Source organism: Paraburkholderia aspalathi, assembly GCF_905220735.1.
Classification (GTDB): Bacteria; Pseudomonadota; Gammaproteobacteria; order Burkholderiales; family Burkholderiaceae; genus Paraburkholderia; species Paraburkholderia aspalathi.
Genome location: NZ_CAJNBA010000018.1, coordinates 29912 through 46523, shown reverse-complemented (window position 1 = coordinate 46523; position 16612 = coordinate 29912). Strand labels below are relative to the sequence as shown.

Sequence of the window (16612 nt, the reverse complement as noted above, 5' to 3'; positions counted from 1 at the left end):
TTGCCTGGGGTAGTGGTGCGACTGGAATCCGTGTTCTCGCACACTCCGCGTTAGTGACAAAGGAGTCATCAGCTCCCACTCCGCACTGCGTGCGTCGCGGACGGGTCTGCATGGGAAACCATGGGCTTCGGTTTTGGTTTGTGGGGGCCGTCGGCTTCGCCTCGGCGAGGCGTCGCGTCAAACCGTAGAGATCGCTTTTATGAACGGCTCTTCGGCGCGCGCAGCGCCGCCGGAAGTATGACGCCCTTGTCACAAGCCTATGCAGCGGCACGAACACAGATTCCAGTCGCACCACTACCCGCAGCAGACCACGGTGCCCGCTTAGCAGGGGCTTCTAGCCGCTTTCTTTTGCCTACTTTGCTTTGCGGCGGCAAAGAAAAGTAGGTGCCCCCCCGCACAGGGGGAACGCTAATAAACCACTAGCAAATCAAGGAAAGGCCAAAGCCCTAAGAACACAGACAATAAGCGCCGCGAAGGCAAAAAAACCAAACCTTCATTCAATCCCCAGCCGAGCCCGAATAGCCGGCAACATATACTCAACCGCCGCGCGCCCCTCCTCCATCGCGGGCCCGGCCCGGTGAAAATCAAAAATCCCCATCCCACCCAGCCGTGGCTGAATCAAAATATCCGCCGGCTCACCCGCCAGCCGGCTCCTCGAAATCCGTACCTGCATGATGTCGATGCTCTGCGCGATCGAACTCAGCATCGAAGGCACCCGCGCACTCGGCGCCGGCGCCACCCGCACATCATCGGAAGCACGCCCTTCGGCGGGTGCAAGCCAACGCGGCCAAGGCTTGCCGTTACGCCGTAGCGCGACCGGCGGCGGCGCATCCGGATCCAGTGCCGGCGTGTCAACCGCCGCGCCACCAAAATCGCGCCCATTCAGAATATCGTTGTTCAGATCCACCGCGATCACGCAGTCCGCCCGCATGCCGCGCGCCACCGAAACCGGCACCGGATTACTCAAACCGCCATCCACCAGCCACACACCGTTGTGATACACCGGCGTGAAAATCCCCGGAATCGCAATCGAAGCGCGCACCGCGTCGACCACGCTGCCGTCCTGTAACCAGCTCTCGCGGCCCGAATCGAGTTCGGTGGCCACCGCCGCGAACGGCATGTTCAATTGCGCAATCGAGCGGCCGGCGAATTTGTCCGCGAATATCTGGATCACCTTGCGCCCGCCCAGCAAGCCGCCCGAAAAACGCAGATCGAGCAGCCTCACCACGGTTTGCCAGGTGAGCTTCGACACCCATTCTTCAAGCCAGTCGAGATCGCCGTTGGCATACACGGCACCGACCAGCGCGCCAATCGACGTGCCGCACACCACATCTGGCTTGATGCCCGCATCGTGCAACGCGCGAATCGCACCGATATGCGCCCAGCCACGTGCTGCGCCGCCCCCCAACACCAGCCCGATCCGGCTGTATCGACGTCGATGTATCATGTGTTCCCCGCCTTTTACCGGCTAGCGCCCGCGTATCACGTCCGAGCGCGATGTCGTGTACACCTTCTGATATTGGTCGAAGTGCACGTTGAAAATGCCTTCTTCGGTCACACCGCCCTCGCGCCATTTCCAGCTCCACACGGTCTCCGGCTTGAGCGGAAACACGGCGATCTGACCTGGCTTGCCGAGCAGGCGGCGTACTTCGTCTTCCGTCATGCCGATGCGAATCTTCCCGAAGTTGTCGGCGGTCAGCACCTGCGTAATGGCTTGCAATTTGCCGTCGCGGTCGATGTCGACCATGTACGTGTTCAGCCCTTGCGGGCCGCGCGGATATTCGAAACGCTTGGAACCGTCGGTAAACGTGCGCTCGGTTTCCGGTTTGCCCATCTGATCGCGAATCTGCGCCTCAGTGGTTATGCCCGGCGTCATATTCTTGAGTAACAACGCGTCCGGCTTGACGGCGTTGAAGAATTCCTTGAGTTTTTGCACGGCACGGTCGCTCTGTTGGTCGTCGCAACCGGTCAGTGCAACGCACGCGGCCAGCATCGCGACAGTAAGCAGTTTGAGGCTCACAGCGAGTTTCCTGTACGGACACAAAGCGGCAAGCCGCCCGCGTCCCGTTGTGTAGGGTGTACTACAGGATAACCGCGCGCGCGAAAAACCGCGAGCGAAGGCAGCAAGGCGGTCATGGGCCGCCGTGTGGCGTGATTTGCAGTGGAATGCGAGAACCGTCTCCACAAACAAAAAGGCGACGCTGTGCAAAGCGTCGCCAAGTCGGTCGATACGGTCAAACCGGAAACCAAACAGCGGCTGAACAGCCGCTTGAAACGCAGCATCGCGGACGACGCGCAGCGGTCCGGTCCCGGGCGAAGCGGTGAGAGACCTTGGCCTCTGACCTTGCGCCGTCGCCTGAATGGCGGACCGCTGCTTGTTTGGCCGCCCTGGTCCCTCGATAAGCCCCTCAAGTGCAGCTAATCTAAACGGATTGCCGGATTTAAACGAGAGCGCGTTTACACCGAATTGGCAGAGGATTTGCAGTGGGCTGCGCAGGCGCAGCCCCCGGTTTGCACGGCGGTCGCGCAGTTCTCCCTACGCGCGGACAAACGCAGCGAAACCCGCGCGCCCTGCCCCCTGCAGCACCGAATCGTTCTGTGGCGTATGAATTCGCGCGCACAGCACGTCGCGATAGTGACGCTCGAGCGCATTGTCGCGACTCAGACCGGGATTGCCGCTTGCCTCGACGGCCAGTTGCACCGCCTCAATGGCCTGGTTAGTCACCGTGTATTTGACGAGCGGCGCTTCATCGAGTGTCACGCGTTCGGTGTGCGCGCTCGCGTCGAGCAGCACGCGATTGCTGAACAGCAGCGCGTCGATGCGGCCGAGCGTCTGCTGAAACGCGGGCAGGTTTGCGAGCGGCGCGCCGAGATTGCCGGGTGTGCGTTCAGCGGCCCATTGCGCGAACCAGTCGCGCGCCGCCCGCGCGACGCCGTCATACACCGCCGACAACAGCACGCTCATCCACGCGAAGCCGAGTGCATCGAGTCCTGCACCCGGCTCGCCAGGCGGATGGACGTCAACCGCGTGAGCAGCCGGTACGAACACGTTCTCGAACACGAGCTCGTGACTGCCCGTGGCGCGCATGCCGAGATGATTCCACTCGCTGCCGACTCGCACGCCCGGGGTGTCCCGATGCACCAGCCACACGCCAACGCGCGGCGGCGTCTCGTCGCTGCGCGCCCATACCGCAAGCCAGGCGAGACCCGGGCTGCCGGTCGAGTACAGCTTGCTGCCGTCGATGATCCAGCCATCGGCGCTGCGCTTCGCAATCGTCGACGGCAAACCGCCGCGCGCCGGCGTGCCCAATTCGGGCTCGACGCGCAGCGAGTTGATCAAGGCGCCATCGCGTACCGCTTCACGCGCCACACGTTCACGCAGCTCCACAGGCCAATGCGGGTTGCCCTGCAGGCGATGATGAAACAGGTATTGCATCACCAGCACCAGTGCCGTGGAAGGCTCGCCGCGCGCCACCGCGCGCACCACCTTCAAAGCCTGCGGCAAGCTCGCACCCGCGCCGCCAAGCGATGCGGGCACGGTCAACGAGAGCAGATCGAATTCATGCAAGCGCGCCAGATTGGCGTGCGGAAATTCCGCCGTGCGGTCGTAGTGAGCCGCACCGGCAGCGAACTCGCTCGTGAGCCGCGCGAGCAGCGCGTCGAACGCAGCGCTATCGAGCAGTGGATGACGGCGCGTCACCGCGCTTTCGGCAATCGGGGCATTCATGCAAGGACTCCGGCAGGCCGCGTCAAGGCAGCGGGAAGCTGCGATCGAAGCTCGTGCGCACGTCAAGATGCGCACGAATCACGTTGGCGGCTTCGTAGGTATCGGCGGTGCGCTGCTGCGCGCTGACGACGCTATCGTCGATCGCCACCGGATGCACCTGGCCGCGCTGATAGACGGTTTTCAACACATCGGTCGGCAGGCCCGTGACTTTCGATTGCATCGCCGCCACCTCGTCGGGATGCGAAAGCGCCCAACGCTGGCCGATCGCCACGCGTCGCAGGAAGTCGGCGAGTTGCGCGCGCTTCTCCGCGATCGCGCGTTCGGTCGCAACCTGATAGCTGAGCCCTTCGGACAGGCCGACGCCGTTGGCGATGATGCGATCGTGATCGCGCGCTTCTCCTAGTGCCGTATACGGGTCCCACACCGACCATGCATCGACGCTGCCCGACGCAAGCGCCGCCTTCGCATCGGCGGGTGCGAGGAACACGAACGTGACGTCGCTGACCGGCACGTTGGCCTTCTTCAATGCGGCGAGCGCGAGATAATGGCCGATCGAACCGCGCGTCGTGGCGATACGTTTGCCCTTCAGGCTCGCTGCATCATTCAACGGCGATTGCGCGCCGACGACGATCGCCAGATCCAGCGGATTCGACCGGGTCGCCGCGACCGCACGGACCCGCGCGCCGGCTGCGAGCGCGAACACGAGCGGCGCGTCGCCGAGTCCGCCTACATCCACCGCGCCGGCGTTCAGCGCTTCGCCAAGCGGTTGCGCGGCAGGAAAGTTGAACCACTCGATCTTGTACGGCAGGTCTTGGAGTTGTCCGGATGCTTCGAGAATGCCGCGGGTTTGCAAGGACTGGTCGCCGACTTTCAGCACGGGTAGATCCGTTGCATAAGACTGCGTTGCGTAAAGTGTCGCGCACAGTGCGAGCACTGCCGCGCCGAGTGGTTTAAGCAACGCGAGTTGCAAGACGGATGAGGCGGAGAACGAAGAACTAGGAGTCGGCATGGCGGCGATTACATCGTGGCATTCAGATAATGTGCTATCGACGATAAGGCACGCATCTGTATAAGACAAACGCATTATTCTGCTAAGCAAATATGCGAATTTTCTTGACCGGCGAGGCGTGCGCGCACATCGATACAGGTATCATCGAACGCACGAATCTTGCGCCTCGTAGCGCACTCATCAAGTCACCGCTCATCATGAAGATCGACGAAATCGACGCATACGTCACCGTCATTCGCTGTCAGTCGCTGCAACAGGCAGCGCTCTCACTCGGCCTCACGCAACCGGCGATCACGCGCCGCCTGCAGAATTTCGAAGAGGCGCTCGGCGTCGAATTGCTCGACCGCAATACGCGTCCGCTCAAAGCGACGGCAACGGGCCGCATCGTCTACGAACAATGCCGCGTGATCCAGCGTGAGCTCGACGTGCTGCGCGAGATCGTCGCCACCGACACGCCGCCGGTGGGCACGCTGCGCCTCGGCGTCGCGCAGACCATTGCAGATATCGCGCTGACCGATGCGATGCGCGGCCTCAAGTCGGCTTATCCGGATCTGCAGGCGCGCGCGTCGACCGGTTGGGGCAGCCAGCTTCTGCAACGCGTCGAACAGGGCGAACTCGACGCAGCCGCAATCCTGCTGCCGAGCAACAAGACCTTCGACGAGATCCTGTCGGCCCGCTCGCTTGGCCGCATCAAACTGGCGGTAGTCGCGCAGAAAGGCATGTTGAAAAAACGCACGCACACGCTGGCGGAATGCCAGTCGATCGGGTGGGTGTTGAATCCGGATGGATGCGGCTTTCGCGATGGCCTGCAGCGCACGCTGACGGGTCTTGGGCTCGCGCTCAAGCTCAATCTGGAAACGCTCGGCACCGAACTGCAATTGCAACTGGTCGCCGACGGCAACGGTCTCGGCCTCGTGCCGTTACCGCTGCTGCACGCCAGCGCTCACGCGGACGCACTCGATATCGTGCCGATCAGCGACTTCAAGCCGCTCATCGATATCTGGCTCGTGCATCCGCGCGTGCTGGGTAAATTGCAACAGCCGGTCGAGCGCTTCGGCGCGGCGATCGAGCGGCAATTCAAGGAGGCGCGAGCGCAGCGCGCGGCTTGAGCCACGCGCCGCTTGCCCATCAGATCACGCGAAAACCGTGCGTTCCATCGCGCCCAAGCTGGGCAACGAGGCCGTACTCCCACTCCAGATAGGCGTTCATCGCTTCGCGCGCGTTATCGGTTCCTTCATACGGACGACGATAGCGATCGATGCGCGGCGACGCCAGCCGCGTCTCACCGCTCTCCACGGCGAAGCCCGCTTCGATCCACGCGTTCGTGCCGCCGGCCAGCACCTGCACCGGCTTGCCCGTCAGCGCCGCCAACTCAGGCGCGGCAAAACGCGCAAGCAGACTGCTGCCGCAGGTCACCACATAACGCTGCGCATCCGGCAGCTTGCGCAACGCTTCGGCGAGTTGGCCACGAATCGCGAACCATGCGCCGGGAATATGGCGCTTCACATAGTTCGCGCTGGTCGTGAAATCCAGCACGACGGTACCCGGTGATTGCAGCAGCGTCACCAGCCCGGCCGGCGTGATCTCTTCAACAGCAGGCGGCGTGGGCGCAAAGCGCGCGGCGGGCGCGGCGCCCTTTTCGCTGAAGTCCGCGTTGCCGAGACCGTCCACCACATACACCTCGACGTTCATCTGCGCGAGCCACGACGCGCTCATGTTCGCGCGCACGCCGTCGTTGTCGGCGAGGATCACGCGCGCGCCGCGCACCGGCGCGAACATGTCGGTCTCCTGCACGAGTTGACCGCCCGGCGCATTGCGAAAGCCGGGCACGTGGCCCGCTTCGTATTCTTCCGGCGTACGCACGTCGAAACGATAAACGGTGCGCACCGCTTCATCGGCCCAGCGACGCGCTTCGTCGCGCGAAGTGCGGCCTACCTTGGCGCGATCCGCTACCCCGCGCGCAGAATCGGCGGCGGCGAGGCGAAGTGTGTCGTCGACAATCGGCTCGAAGCGCCGCGAGCTGCCGTGCGCGAGCGCCTGACCGGCAAGCGTCCAGCCGATGGTGCCATTGCGCAGCGCCGCGACCGGATTCGGCACGCCCGCATTGATCAGCGACTGCGCACCGATGATGCTGCGCGTGCGCCCCGCGCAATTGACGATGATCCGCGTAGCGGGATTCGGCGCGAGCTGCCGCGCACGCAACACCAGTTCCGCGCCCGGCACGCTGATGCTGCCGGGAATATTCATGGTCTGGTATTCGTCGAAGCGGCGTGCGTCGAGCACCACCACATCGGCTTCATGATCGAGCAGCGCGAGCACCTGCGGCGCGCCGAGGGACGGCGTGTGGCGCTCGCTTTCAACCAGTTCGCCGAATGCCTTGCTCGGTACGTTGACGTCCTGGAACAGCTCACCGCCCGCCTCGCGCCAGCCTTGCAAACCGCCATCGAGCAGCGCGACATTGGTATAGCCCAGCTCGTTCAAGCGGCGTGCGGCGCGTTCGGCAAGTCCTTCGCCGTCGTCGAACGCGACGATCGGCACGTCGCGGCGCGGCAAGCGCACAGGCGCTTCCAGTTCGAGTCGCGAGAGCGGCAGGTTGGCCGCGAACAACGGATGACTGCGTGCGTGCGGATCCTCCTCACGCACGTCGACGAGCGCGATTTCCTCGCGCTCGAGCAGTGCGCGGCGCACGTCTTTGAATGATCGGGTACGGAATTCTGTAGCGAAACTCATGAGATCAGGGACTCCTTCGAAACATTCCAGATATTCGGCAACACATCGTTCGAGTAGCCGGAGATAAAGGTTTTTCGGCCTCCGCCGGCTGGGTAGACGGAACGCGTCACCGCGCCAATATTTCCACCGTACACGTGAATGCTGATCGACGTACGATCGTCAAAAGCATTACTGACACGATGGATATCGCCGATGCGCGGCGACACGGCATCCACCGCGCCGGCATCGAGGCGCTTTGCTGCCCCCTCTTCTTCCGGCGCGCCGTCTAGCGTGATGCGATATCCCTGAGCAATTTCCGCACCACGCAACACACCGATCAAACCCCATACGGTGTGGTCATGGACCGGCGTCGACTGGCCCGGTCCCCATACAAAACTTACGATTGAAAAACGCTGCTGCGAATCCGCGTGCAACAGGAATTGTTGATAGCGCTCGGGGTCGGGCCGCGCGAAGGCGTCGGGCAACCAGTCGTCGTGGGCGATCAGCTCGCGCAGCGCGGCGCCGCCAGATTCGAGCAGATGCGCTTCGGGCGCGCGCTCGTCGACGAGCGACGCAATCCGTCCGACGAACACGCGCAGCCGGTCCGGTCTCAAAGCTTGAGTCATCGAATGTTCAGAATGTGGGTTGACTTGAATTTGTCACGCACCGCGGGCGAGCGCGGCGTTGAAGGTGTCGGTCCATAACGGTGCGACGTCGACATGCCGGTCGATGACCGCGGCGCGCGCGAACGTATCGGCAACCTGCTGCTCGCTGGCGATGTCCGCCGCCGTGACGCCGGTCACGCGGCGCGCCTGGCTCTGGTTGCGATACAAGGAACGGATCGCCTCCTCGGGCACCCGCAACTCCGCGGACAACACCTTAGCGTAGGCATCCTGATGCTGGCCGAACCATGTGCAGGCGCGTTGCAGGCGCACAAGCAGATCCGCGGACGCGGCCCGCCGTTGCGGATCGGCGAGTACCGACGGATGACCGTAGTACAGGTAATTGCCGGACAAATAGCCGTTGGCGTTTTTCAGCACGCGCGCCCCCGCTTGCGAGATCGCGAGCGGTACGTTGTAACCGTAGATGGCCCAGGCGTCGAGAGAACCAGCGTTGAAAGCGGCGAAACCGTCGCGCGGCGCAAGCGAGGTAGCCTGAATATCGCTGAACGATAGCTCCGCCTCTTCGAGCATGCGCAGCAGGTAGTAATGCGTCGTGGTGGCGCGCAGATAGCCGACGCGTTTGCCCTTCAGATCGGCGATCGAGCGGATCGTCGAGCCCTTCGGGACCAGCACCACCTGGTTGTTGACGTCATCCTTGTAGACGGCGATCACGCGCACCTGAGCGTTCTGCAGTCGCGCAAAGATAGGTGGGATTTCGCTGCCGGAGGCGATATCGAGCGAGCCGCCGTTCATCGCCTCGACCATCGCGTTGCCGGACTGGAATTCGGACCAGTCGATGGCGTAGGGCGTATCCGCGAGGCCAGCGGTTTTCAGCAGCGTAGCGTCGCCGCCTTTGTAGGTTGCAACACGCAAACGGACTTTGCTGAGGTCGACAGACGGATCGGTTTTCTCGCTTGCCGCCGGCGTGGCTGCTGCGGCGGCTGTCGAAATCAAACCTGTACCTGCTGCTCCAAGGAATGAGGCTGACAGCGCGACCGGCAGCGCGGACACGAGCCGGCGGCGCCGGAGCGAAACCGGCGAATCGAAACGTTGGGTCATCTTATGGGGTGCTCAGGTAAGGACGTCAGGCTCGGCTTCGACCAGCCCTTCCAGCAGGCTCTGGAACGCAAACAGCGCACCACCGGGGCGGCCGACCTGCTCGTGCGTGAGCGTGGCGACGTCGTGCGGGATGGCTTGCGGCGTGCCCGCGGCTTCGGCGAGCAATTGCGCATGGCAGGCGTTATCGAGCGCGATATACCACCACGCCGCCGCCTCGACGCTCGGACCCGCCGTCAGGATGCCGTGATTCTTCAGGATCACCGCCTTGCGTTCGCCGAGCGCCGTGGCGATGCGCGCGCCTTCATCGGTGTCGAGCACGACGCCACGGAAGTCGTCGAACAAGGCGTGGTCCTGATAGAACGCGCACGAGTCCTGCGTCAACGGATCGAGCGTGCGGCCGAGCGTGGACCATGCCTTGCCGTAGAGCGAATGCGTGTGTGCGGCGGCGATCACATCCGGACGCGCCTCGTGAATCGCCGCGTGAATCGCGAAGGCCGCCTGATTCACCGGCCCTTCGCCGACCACGATCTCCCCTTCCGCATTCACCAGCAGCAGATCCGACACGCGGATGCGGCTGAAGTGCTTGCCGAACGGATTGACCCAGAAGTGATCGGGCCACTCGGGATCGCGCGCGGTGATATGGCCGGCGAGACCCTGATCGAAACCGTAGCGGGCGAACAGGCGAAACGCCACGGCGAGCCGTTCCTGCCGATAGCGCCGCTCGGCCGCGATGCTGGCGCGCGGCGAGACGTCGTCGAACCAGAATTTGCGCAGCGGCGCGTGACGCTGGAGTGGCGGTGTATCTGCGGTGTTTTGCAGCGTGGGAGTGCTTTGCGGCTCCGGGGTGCTTTGCGGCGCGTGGGCACCTTGTGGCGCTGCGATGTCTTGCAACGAGCCGGTACTTTGCGGCTCCGGCGTGTCTTGCAGCGCGCCGGTACTTTGCGACTGCGGGGTGTTTTGCAACGCAGCGGACAGATCGGTCATCGTGGCTCCGTTCAGGCGGCGACGCGCTCGACGCGCGCGATCCGTTCGCGAGTGGCCGGAATCAGTTCACGGCCGTAGTCGATGGCGTCTTCGAGCGGATCGAAGCCGCGCACGAGGAAAGTCGACACGCCAAGCGCGTAATACTCCGCGAGCGTTTCGGCGACCTGTTCCGGCGTGCCGACCAGCGCGGTCGAATTCGAGCGTCCGCCGATTTCCTTGGCGACGCCGGTCCACAGACGTTCATCGACGCGATCCGATTCACCTGATGCCGCGAGCAGCCGCCGCGCGCCTTCACTTTGCGCCGGGCCGCCGACGCCGATCCCTTGCGCCGCGCGCAGCCGCCGGGTTTCTTCGAGGATATGCTCCGCGCGTTCCCACGCGGCGGCTTCGGTAGCCGCGAGGATAGGCCGGAACGACACGGAAAAGCGCACGTTACGGCCGTGTTTCGCGGCTTCGGCACGCACGCGGGTGACCTGTTCGCGCACTTGCGCCTTCGATTCGCCCCACAGCGCGTAGACATCGGCATGACGTCCGGCGATTTCGAGCGCGGGCGCGGATGCGCCGCCGAAATATACGGGGATATGCGGTTGCTGCACCGACTTCACTTCGGAGAAGCCTTGTTCGAAGCGGTAGTACTGACCGTTGTGATCGAAGGGTTTCGCTTCGGTCCAGATGCGGCGCAGGATGTGCAGGTATTCGTCGGTGCGGGCGTAGCGTTCGTCGTGCGACAGGTAGTCGCCGTCGCGGCGTTGTTCGGCGTCGTCGCCACCGGAGATGATATGGACGGCGAGACGGCCGCCGGAATAGTGATCGAGGGTGGCCAGTTGGCGCGCGGCGAGCGTGGGCGAGACGAAGCCCGGGCGATGGGCGAGCATGAAATGCACTTTGCTCGTGACGCTGGCCGCGTGAGCGACGGTGAGGAGCGCATCGGGGCTCGTCGAATGATGCGGCACGAGAATGCGGTCGAAGCCCGCGGCTTCGTGAGCGCGGGCGAATTGCTCCACGTAGTCGATGTCGATGGTGGGCCCTTGCGGGGCGTGGGTCTCGGACACCTTGCGGGTCTGGATCATGCCGATGAATTCGATGGACACGGTGGTGTCTCCCAAGGGTGGTTTTTTGCCCGGCGGGGCGGTGGCTTTCTTGAATGGGTGTGGTGCTCTGTTCGAGGGGATTAAGGTAGCAGCGCTACATGCGGTTGTTAAATATTGATCGGACATATCTATATCGGGATTGCATGTAAAAGGGGGTGGCGGCGCTGGGCTTGGTCTTGTTTTTTTGCCTTCGGCGGTGGGGTTTTCTTGAGTTGGTTGCCTGCTGGGCGCTTGTTTGTCCGTGTTCCTGGGGCTTTGGCCTTTCCTTGATTTGTTAGTGGTCTATTAGCGTTGCCCCTGTGCGGGGCGGCACTTACTTTCTTTGCCGCCGCAAAGAAAGATAAGCAAAGAAAGCGGCTAGAAACCCCTGCTAAGTGGGCACCGTGGTTTGCCTGGGGTAGTGGTGCGACTGGAATCCGTGCTCTCGCACATTCCACGTTAGTGACAAAGGATTCATCAGCTCCCACTCCGCACTACGTGCGTCGCGGACGGGTCTGCAGGGGAAACCACCGGCTTCGTTTGGCGCAGCGGGGGCCATCGGCTTCGCCTCGGCGATGCGTTCCTGCATTCACCCGGGAAACCCGCCTCAAACGATATGTCGGTGTACTGCAATCACCGTCCCGGTCACGATCACAGTCGCGGCTGCGGCTGCTGTAGGCGGTTGCAGTTGCCGCTCCAATTGCAATCGCAGTGGCGCCCAATGACGAGCCACGGCTCGGCGGCAAGGCGTGGCATCAAAACGTAGCGATCGGTTTTATGAATGGCTCTTCGGCGCGCGCAGCGCCGCCGGAAGTATGACGCCCTTGTCACAAGCCTGTGCAGCGGCACGAACACAGATTCCAGTCGCACCACTACCCGCAGCAGACCACGGCGCCCACTTAGCAGGGGCTTCTAGCCGCTTTCTTTGCTTATCTTTCTTTGCGGCGGCAAAGAAAGTAAGTGCCGCCCCGCACAGGGGCAACGCTAATAGACCACTAACAATTCAAGGAAAGGCCAAAGCCCTCAGAACACGCCCAAATGCCGCCGCAAAAGGCAAAAACCGATAACCCCCTTCCACGAACGTGGACATCCCAGGACGTTCAGCAGAAAACCAAAACCTTTGCCACAATGCCCCATCGCGCGAAAGCGCCCGAAACATCAAATGAACAGAAAATGATCCCCTTCTCGGTCCTCGACCTATCGCCAGTCATCGCAGGTGCCACCCCCGCGGACGCGTTCAAAAACACATTGGACCTCGCCCAGCACGCGGAAAACTGGAACTATCGCCGCTTCTGGCTCGCAGAACACCACAACATGACGGGCATCGCCAGCGCAGCCACCGCTGTCGTGATCGGCCACGTCGCCGGTGGGACGAAGAAAATCCGCGTCGGCTCCGGCGGCGTCATGCTGCCCAACCACGCACCGCTCGTCATCGCGGAACAGTTCGGTACTCTCGCCTCGCTCTATCCGGATCGCATCGACCTTGGCCTCGGCCGCGCACCCGGTACCGATCAAAGCACCGCCCGCGCGCTGCGCCGCGATCTGCAAAATAGCGCGGAGTCGTTCCCGGACGACGTCGTCGAGTTGCAACGCTATTTCGCCGATCCGGTGCCGGGTCAGCGTATTCGCGCTGTCCCCGGTGCAGGCCTTCATGTGCCGCTGTGGCTGCTCGGCTCATCGCTGTACAGTGCGCAACTGGCGGCCGCGCTCGGTCTGCCGTTCGCGTTTGCGTCGCACTTCGCGCCCGATCATATGTTCACCGCGCTAAAGGTCTATCGCGAGCAATTCCGTCCGTCGACAACGCTCGACAAGCCCTACGCCATGGTCGGCGTCAATCTGTTCGCCGCCGATAGCAACGAGGAAGCGCGACGTCTGTTCACCTCGCTGCAACAGCAGTTCGTCAACCTGCGGCGCGGCACGCCCGGTCAGTTGCAGCCGCCGGTCGAGCGCATCGAAGCCTCGGAGATGGAGTTGAACGGCGTCGCGCATTCGCTCGCTTGCTCCGTCATCGGCGATAACGATACGGTTCGCGAAGGACTGCGGTCGATCATCGATCAGACCGGTGCGGATGAATTGATGCTGACCGCGCAAATCTACGATCACAATGCACGGCTGCGTTCGTTCGAGATCGGCGCGCAAGTGCGTGACGAGTTGAGCGCCGGTAAGTAACCACGCCTGCAAGTAACAAAAAAGGGCAGCCTGTATCAGCACAGGCCGCCCTTCTTTTTTCGTCGATTGGCTGGTTGCCCTAAGTACTCGAGCATCAGGTTGCCCAGTCACAACGCTCACAGCGCCCAGTCAGCGCCGTGGAGTTTCGAACTCAGTTCCGTACTTCAAATCAAGCTCATACGTTGAGCTCTGGCCTCGGCTCAAGCGCCTTAACTCAATCTCACGCCGTAGCTTCGGATTAGGCCCAAGCTCATGCGCGCGCCAAAACTCACCGATTAGCCGGCACCGCCGCCAACCCATCAAGCAGCGCCTTATGAAACGCCTGCGGGTCCTGCATCTGCGGCGCGTGCCCCAAGCCGGCGAATTCGACGAGCGTCGCGTGCGGAATCGCCTTCGCGGCGGCCTCGCCCAGTTCGGGGTAGTGGCCGATCTTTGCGCGCACGTCAGGCGGCGCCGCATCCTTGCCGATCGCGGTCGTGTCCTTCTGGCCGATCAGCAGCAGCGTCGGCATGCTCAGGTGGCTGAGCTCGTACACCACAGGCTGCGTGTAAATCATGTCGTACAGCAACGCAGAATTCCACGCCACGATCTGCTTGCCCGGGCCACGGTACATCCCCGCCAGCATCTGCACCCACGGCTCATAGTCGGCGCGCCACTGGCCCGCGTAATAGGTCGCCTGCTCGTAACGGCGAATGCTGTCCGCGGTCGTCTTCAGCTCGCGCTCGTACCATTGGTCGACCGATAGCGACGGCACACCCTTCGCCTTCCAGTCCTCGAGGCCGATCGGATTGACCAGCACCAGTTGCTGCGTTTCATGCGGATACATCAGCGCATAGCGGATCGCGAGCATGCCGCCGGTCGAATGGCCGATCACGGTCGCATCGGTCACGCCGAGCGATTCGAGCAACGCATGCGTATTGCGCGCCAGTTGTTGAAAGCTGTACTGATAGTGCTCAGGCTTGCTCGATTTACAAAAGCCGATCTGATCCGGCGCGATCACCCGATAGCCGGCGTCGCTCAGGCGATGAATCGTCGCGTCCCACGTCGCCGCGCAAAAGTTCTTGCCGTGCAGCAATACGGCCGTGCGGCCGTTCGCATGCTCCGGCTTGATATCCATGTATGCCATGTGCAGCGCCACACCTTGCGAGGTGAGGTCGTATTGCTCGACCGGCGCCGGATAGTTGAAGCCCTGCAACTCGGGGCCGTACGCCGGACCGCTGTTGTCGACGGCCGCAGCCGGAGTGGCGCTGGTAGCCGCGGGACCTGGCTGGGTGGGAGAGCCACCTGAACCACCCGAATGCCCCGAGCTGGCCGCACTACCCGCAACAGCCGTACTGGCCGGCGAGGCGGCGAAAGCACCAGGTGCAGCGGCTAGCACGCAGGCGTTCAAGATGGCGAACAAAGACTGGCGGCGAAAATTCATCGATCGTTTTCTTGCAAAGGGAAATCGGCGGGAAGCAGGCAGGCTCAGGGCGCTGGAAAGCAACGCCCACACCCCGTTCAAAGCGGACGATTCTACGACGCGCCGCCGGACTCTGCTGCCGCGCGCGCAAGCTCATGGCGGCGCCGGCCGGTGTGGCACGCATATTGCGGCGAGTCGCCTTGCGCCCTATGTGTCGTGCCGCACGGATGCGTCCCGCGCAAGGGTTGATCGTTCTCAAGGCGGCCGCGCGAGTTGCATCCGCACAATTCAGACTATTCGCCGGCGGCAATTCGGTGCTAGAACTAGCAGACGGGCCCGCCAAGACGAAAGCCGCCTGGCAGCACGAATCAATAACGCAGAGCGAGATAACAAGACCACCCGGGGCATACCAATCAGCAACTATCTTGCAAGGGACCGGAGTAAGCGCTAAAGCGCCAACTCAGGTCGATAAAGGAGACAGACATGGAAACTCCGGCACGGCTGAACGATCTGCAACGCACCACCCTCGCTATCGTCCTCGCGGGCGGACGGGGCACGCGGCTCGGGCCGCTCACGAACAAGCGCGTCAAACCAGCGGTGCACTTCGGCGGCAAGTACCGGATCATCGACTTCGCGCTCTCCAACTGTCTGAACTCCGGCATCCGCCGCATCGCGGTGGTCACGCAATACAAGGCGCACTCGCTATTGCGCCACCTGCAGCGCGGCTGGGGCTTCCTGCGCGGCGAATTCGGCGAATTCATCGACCTCTGGCCGGCGCAGCAGCGGGTGGAAGGCGCCCACTGGTACCGCGGCACCGCGGACGCCGTATTCCAGAATCTCGACATCATCCGCTCGATCCGGCCGAAATACGTGGTGGTGCTGGCGGGCGACCACATCTACAAGATGGATTACACGCGCATGATCGCGGATCACGCGGAAAGCGGCGCGGATTGCACGGTCGGCTGCATCGAGGTGCCGCGCATGGAAGCGGTGGCCTTCGGCGTAATGCATGTGGATGAAAACCGCCGCGTGACCGGCTTCGTCGAAAAACCCGCCGACCCGCCCGCCATGCCGGGCCGCCCGGATTCGGCGCTCGCCAGCATGGGCATCTACGTGTTCAGCGCCGATTACCTGTATTCGCTGCTCGAAGAGAACATCTCGAGCGTCGACACCGATCACGACTTCGGCAAGGACATCCTGCCGCGCGTCGTCACGCAAGGCACGGCGATCGCGCATCCGTTCAGCATGTCGTGTGTATCGTCGGATCCGAGCGTGGAGCCGTACTGGCGCGACGTCGGCACGATCGACGCCTACTGGGCAGCAAACCTCGATCTTGCCTCCACCATCCCGACGCTCGATCTGTACGACCGCAACTGGCCGATCTGGACGTATCAGGAACAGTTGCCACCCGCCAAGTTCGTACGCGATCTGAAAGGTCTGCAAGGCACCGGCAACAACTTGATCGTGTGCGGCGGCTGCGTGATCTCGGGTTCGCAGATTTCGCGTTCGGTGTTGTCGTCGAACGTCAAAGTGAGTTCGTTCTGTAATATCAATGAGGCAGTCTTGTTGCCGCAGGTCACCGTCGGCGCGAGCTGCCGGCTGCAGAAAGTCGTGATTGACCGCGGCTGCACCATTCCGGACGGCACGGTGATCGGTGAAGATCCGGCGGCGGACGCCGAACGCTTCTATCGCACCGACGACGGCGTCGTGCTGGTCACGCCCGACGCACTGCGGCAGAAGGGGACGTAATCGTCGCCGGGGCGGCAAAACGAACGGGCTGGCGAGGAGCCGGCCGCCCGTCTTGCCGCCCGCGCAAACTGC

At 63.1% G+C, this 16612-nt stretch carries 13 protein-coding genes; 3 read left to right on the top strand and 10 right to left on the bottom strand.

What is annotated here, in order from left to right:
• Window positions 1-493: 493 nt before the first annotated feature.
• From KHO30_RS38415 to KHO30_RS38400, 4 genes are all read right to left on the bottom strand, one after another.
• Window positions 494-1447 (bottom strand): patatin-like phospholipase family protein, encoded by a 954-nt coding sequence (locus KHO30_RS38415; RefSeq protein ID WP_093646802.1) that lies wholly within the window; start codon window positions 1445-1447, stop codon window positions 494-496.
• Window positions 1448-1468: 21 nt separating this feature from the next.
• A complete protein-coding gene (locus tag KHO30_RS38410) occupies window positions 1469-2020 on the bottom strand; it encodes a hypothetical protein (protein ID WP_200569983.1) in 552 nt (183 codons plus the stop codon).
• A gap of 516 nt (window positions 2021-2536) precedes the next feature.
• On the bottom strand, window positions 2537-3727 hold the full coding sequence (locus tag KHO30_RS38405) for an acyl-CoA dehydrogenase family protein (RefSeq protein WP_211704024.1): 1191 nt from the start codon (window positions 3725-3727) through the stop codon (window positions 2537-2539).
• A gap of 22 nt (window positions 3728-3749) precedes the next feature.
• Window positions 3750-4736, bottom strand: a complete 987-nt coding sequence (locus KHO30_RS38400; RefSeq protein WP_211704023.1) for an ABC transporter substrate-binding protein — start codon at window positions 4734-4736, stop codon at window positions 3750-3752.
• A 197-nt stretch (window positions 4737-4933) separates the two neighbouring features.
• On the opposite strand from KHO30_RS38400, the gene KHO30_RS38395 reads away from it, so the two are divergent.
• Window positions 4934-5845 carry a LysR family transcriptional regulator gene (locus KHO30_RS38395; RefSeq protein WP_211704026.1) on the top strand — a complete coding sequence of 304 codons (912 nt, stop codon included), beginning with the start codon at window positions 4934-4936 and terminating at the stop codon, window positions 5843-5845.
• A 19-nt stretch (window positions 5846-5864) separates the two neighbouring features.
• Here KHO30_RS38395 and KHO30_RS38390 read toward each other — a convergent pair whose 3' ends face one another.
• From KHO30_RS38390 to KHO30_RS38370, 5 genes are read right to left on the bottom strand one after another with little or no spacing between them, the layout of a single operon-like run.
• On the bottom strand, window positions 5865-7466 hold the full coding sequence (locus KHO30_RS38390) for a rhodanese-related sulfurtransferase (protein ID WP_211704022.1): 1602 nt from the start codon (window positions 7464-7466) through the stop codon (window positions 5865-5867).
• Window positions 7463-8071, bottom strand: a complete 609-nt coding sequence (locus KHO30_RS38385; protein WP_211704021.1) for a cysteine dioxygenase family protein — start codon at window positions 8069-8071, stop codon at window positions 7463-7465. Before KHO30_RS38385 ends, KHO30_RS38390 begins: the two co-directional genes overlap by 4 nt.
• Window positions 8072-8104: 33 nt before the next feature.
• On the bottom strand, window positions 8105-9166 hold the full coding sequence (locus tag KHO30_RS38380; protein WP_211704020.1) for an ABC transporter substrate-binding protein: 1062 nt from the start codon (window positions 9164-9166) through the stop codon (window positions 8105-8107).
• Window positions 9167-9178: 12 nt separating this feature from the next.
• Window positions 9179-10150: a class II aldolase/adducin family protein gene (locus tag KHO30_RS38375; protein ID WP_244864241.1), complete on the bottom strand. Its 972-nt coding sequence runs from the start codon at window positions 10148-10150 to the stop codon at window positions 9179-9181.
• A gap of 11 nt (window positions 10151-10161) precedes the next feature.
• Window positions 10162-11241 (bottom strand): LLM class flavin-dependent oxidoreductase, encoded by a 1080-nt coding sequence (locus tag KHO30_RS38370; protein ID WP_211704019.1) that lies wholly within the window; start codon window positions 11239-11241, stop codon window positions 10162-10164.
• 1152 nt (window positions 11242-12393) lie between these two features.
• On the opposite strand from KHO30_RS38370, the gene KHO30_RS38365 reads away from it, so the two are divergent.
• Complete coding sequence (locus KHO30_RS38365) at window positions 12394-13389, top strand: LLM class flavin-dependent oxidoreductase (protein WP_200621534.1); 996 nt, start codon at window positions 12394-12396, stop codon at window positions 13387-13389.
• 268 nt (window positions 13390-13657) lie between these two features.
• Here the strand turns inward: KHO30_RS38365 and KHO30_RS38360 are convergent, their stop codons facing one another.
• Window positions 13658-14812: an alpha/beta fold hydrolase gene (locus tag KHO30_RS38360; protein WP_211704018.1), complete on the bottom strand. Its 1155-nt coding sequence runs from the start codon at window positions 14810-14812 to the stop codon at window positions 13658-13660.
• A 462-nt stretch (window positions 14813-15274) separates the two neighbouring features.
• Here KHO30_RS38360 and glgC point away from each other — a divergent pair, with 462 nt between their 5' ends.
• Entirely contained in the window at window positions 15275-16540 is a 1266-nt protein-coding gene (glgC, locus tag KHO30_RS38355) for a glucose-1-phosphate adenylyltransferase (protein WP_200621793.1), read from the top strand.
• The last annotated feature ends 72 nt before the right edge of the window (window positions 16541-16612 follow it).

Coding starts and splice junctions, on each gene's coding strand:
- KHO30_RS38415 (WP_093646802.1), bottom strand. CDS start 1,447: ATGATACATCGACGTCGATACAGCCGGATCGGGCTGGTGTTGGGGGGC.
- KHO30_RS38405 (WP_211704024.1), bottom strand. CDS start 3,727: ATGAATGCCCCGATTGCCGAAAGCGCGGTGACGCGCCGTCATCCACTG.
- KHO30_RS38400 (WP_211704023.1), bottom strand. CDS start 4,736: ATGCCGACTCCTAGTTCTTCGTTCTCCGCCTCATCCGTCTTGCAACTC.
- KHO30_RS38395 (WP_211704026.1), top strand. CDS start 4,934: ATGAAGATCGACGAAATCGACGCATACGTCACCGTCATTCGCTGTCAG.
- KHO30_RS38390 (WP_211704022.1), bottom strand. CDS start 7,466: ATGAGTTTCGCTACAGAATTCCGTACCCGATCATTCAAAGACGTGCGC.
- KHO30_RS38385 (WP_211704021.1), bottom strand. CDS start 8,071: ATGACTCAAGCTTTGAGACCGGACCGGCTGCGCGTGTTCGTCGGACGG.
- KHO30_RS38380 (WP_211704020.1), bottom strand. CDS start 9,166: ATGACCCAACGTTTCGATTCGCCGGTTTCGCTCCGGCGCCGCCGGCTC.
- KHO30_RS38375 (WP_244864241.1), bottom strand. CDS start 10,150: ATGACCGATCTGTCCGCTGCGTTGCAAAACACCCCGCAGTCGCAAAGT.
- KHO30_RS38365 (WP_200621534.1), top strand. CDS start 12,394: ATGATCCCCTTCTCGGTCCTCGACCTATCGCCAGTCATCGCAGGTGCC.
- KHO30_RS38360 (WP_211704018.1), bottom strand. CDS start 14,812: ATGAATTTTCGCCGCCAGTCTTTGTTCGCCATCTTGAACGCCTGCGTG.
- glgC (WP_200621793.1), top strand. CDS start 15,275: ATGGAAACTCCGGCACGGCTGAACGATCTGCAACGCACCACCCTCGCT.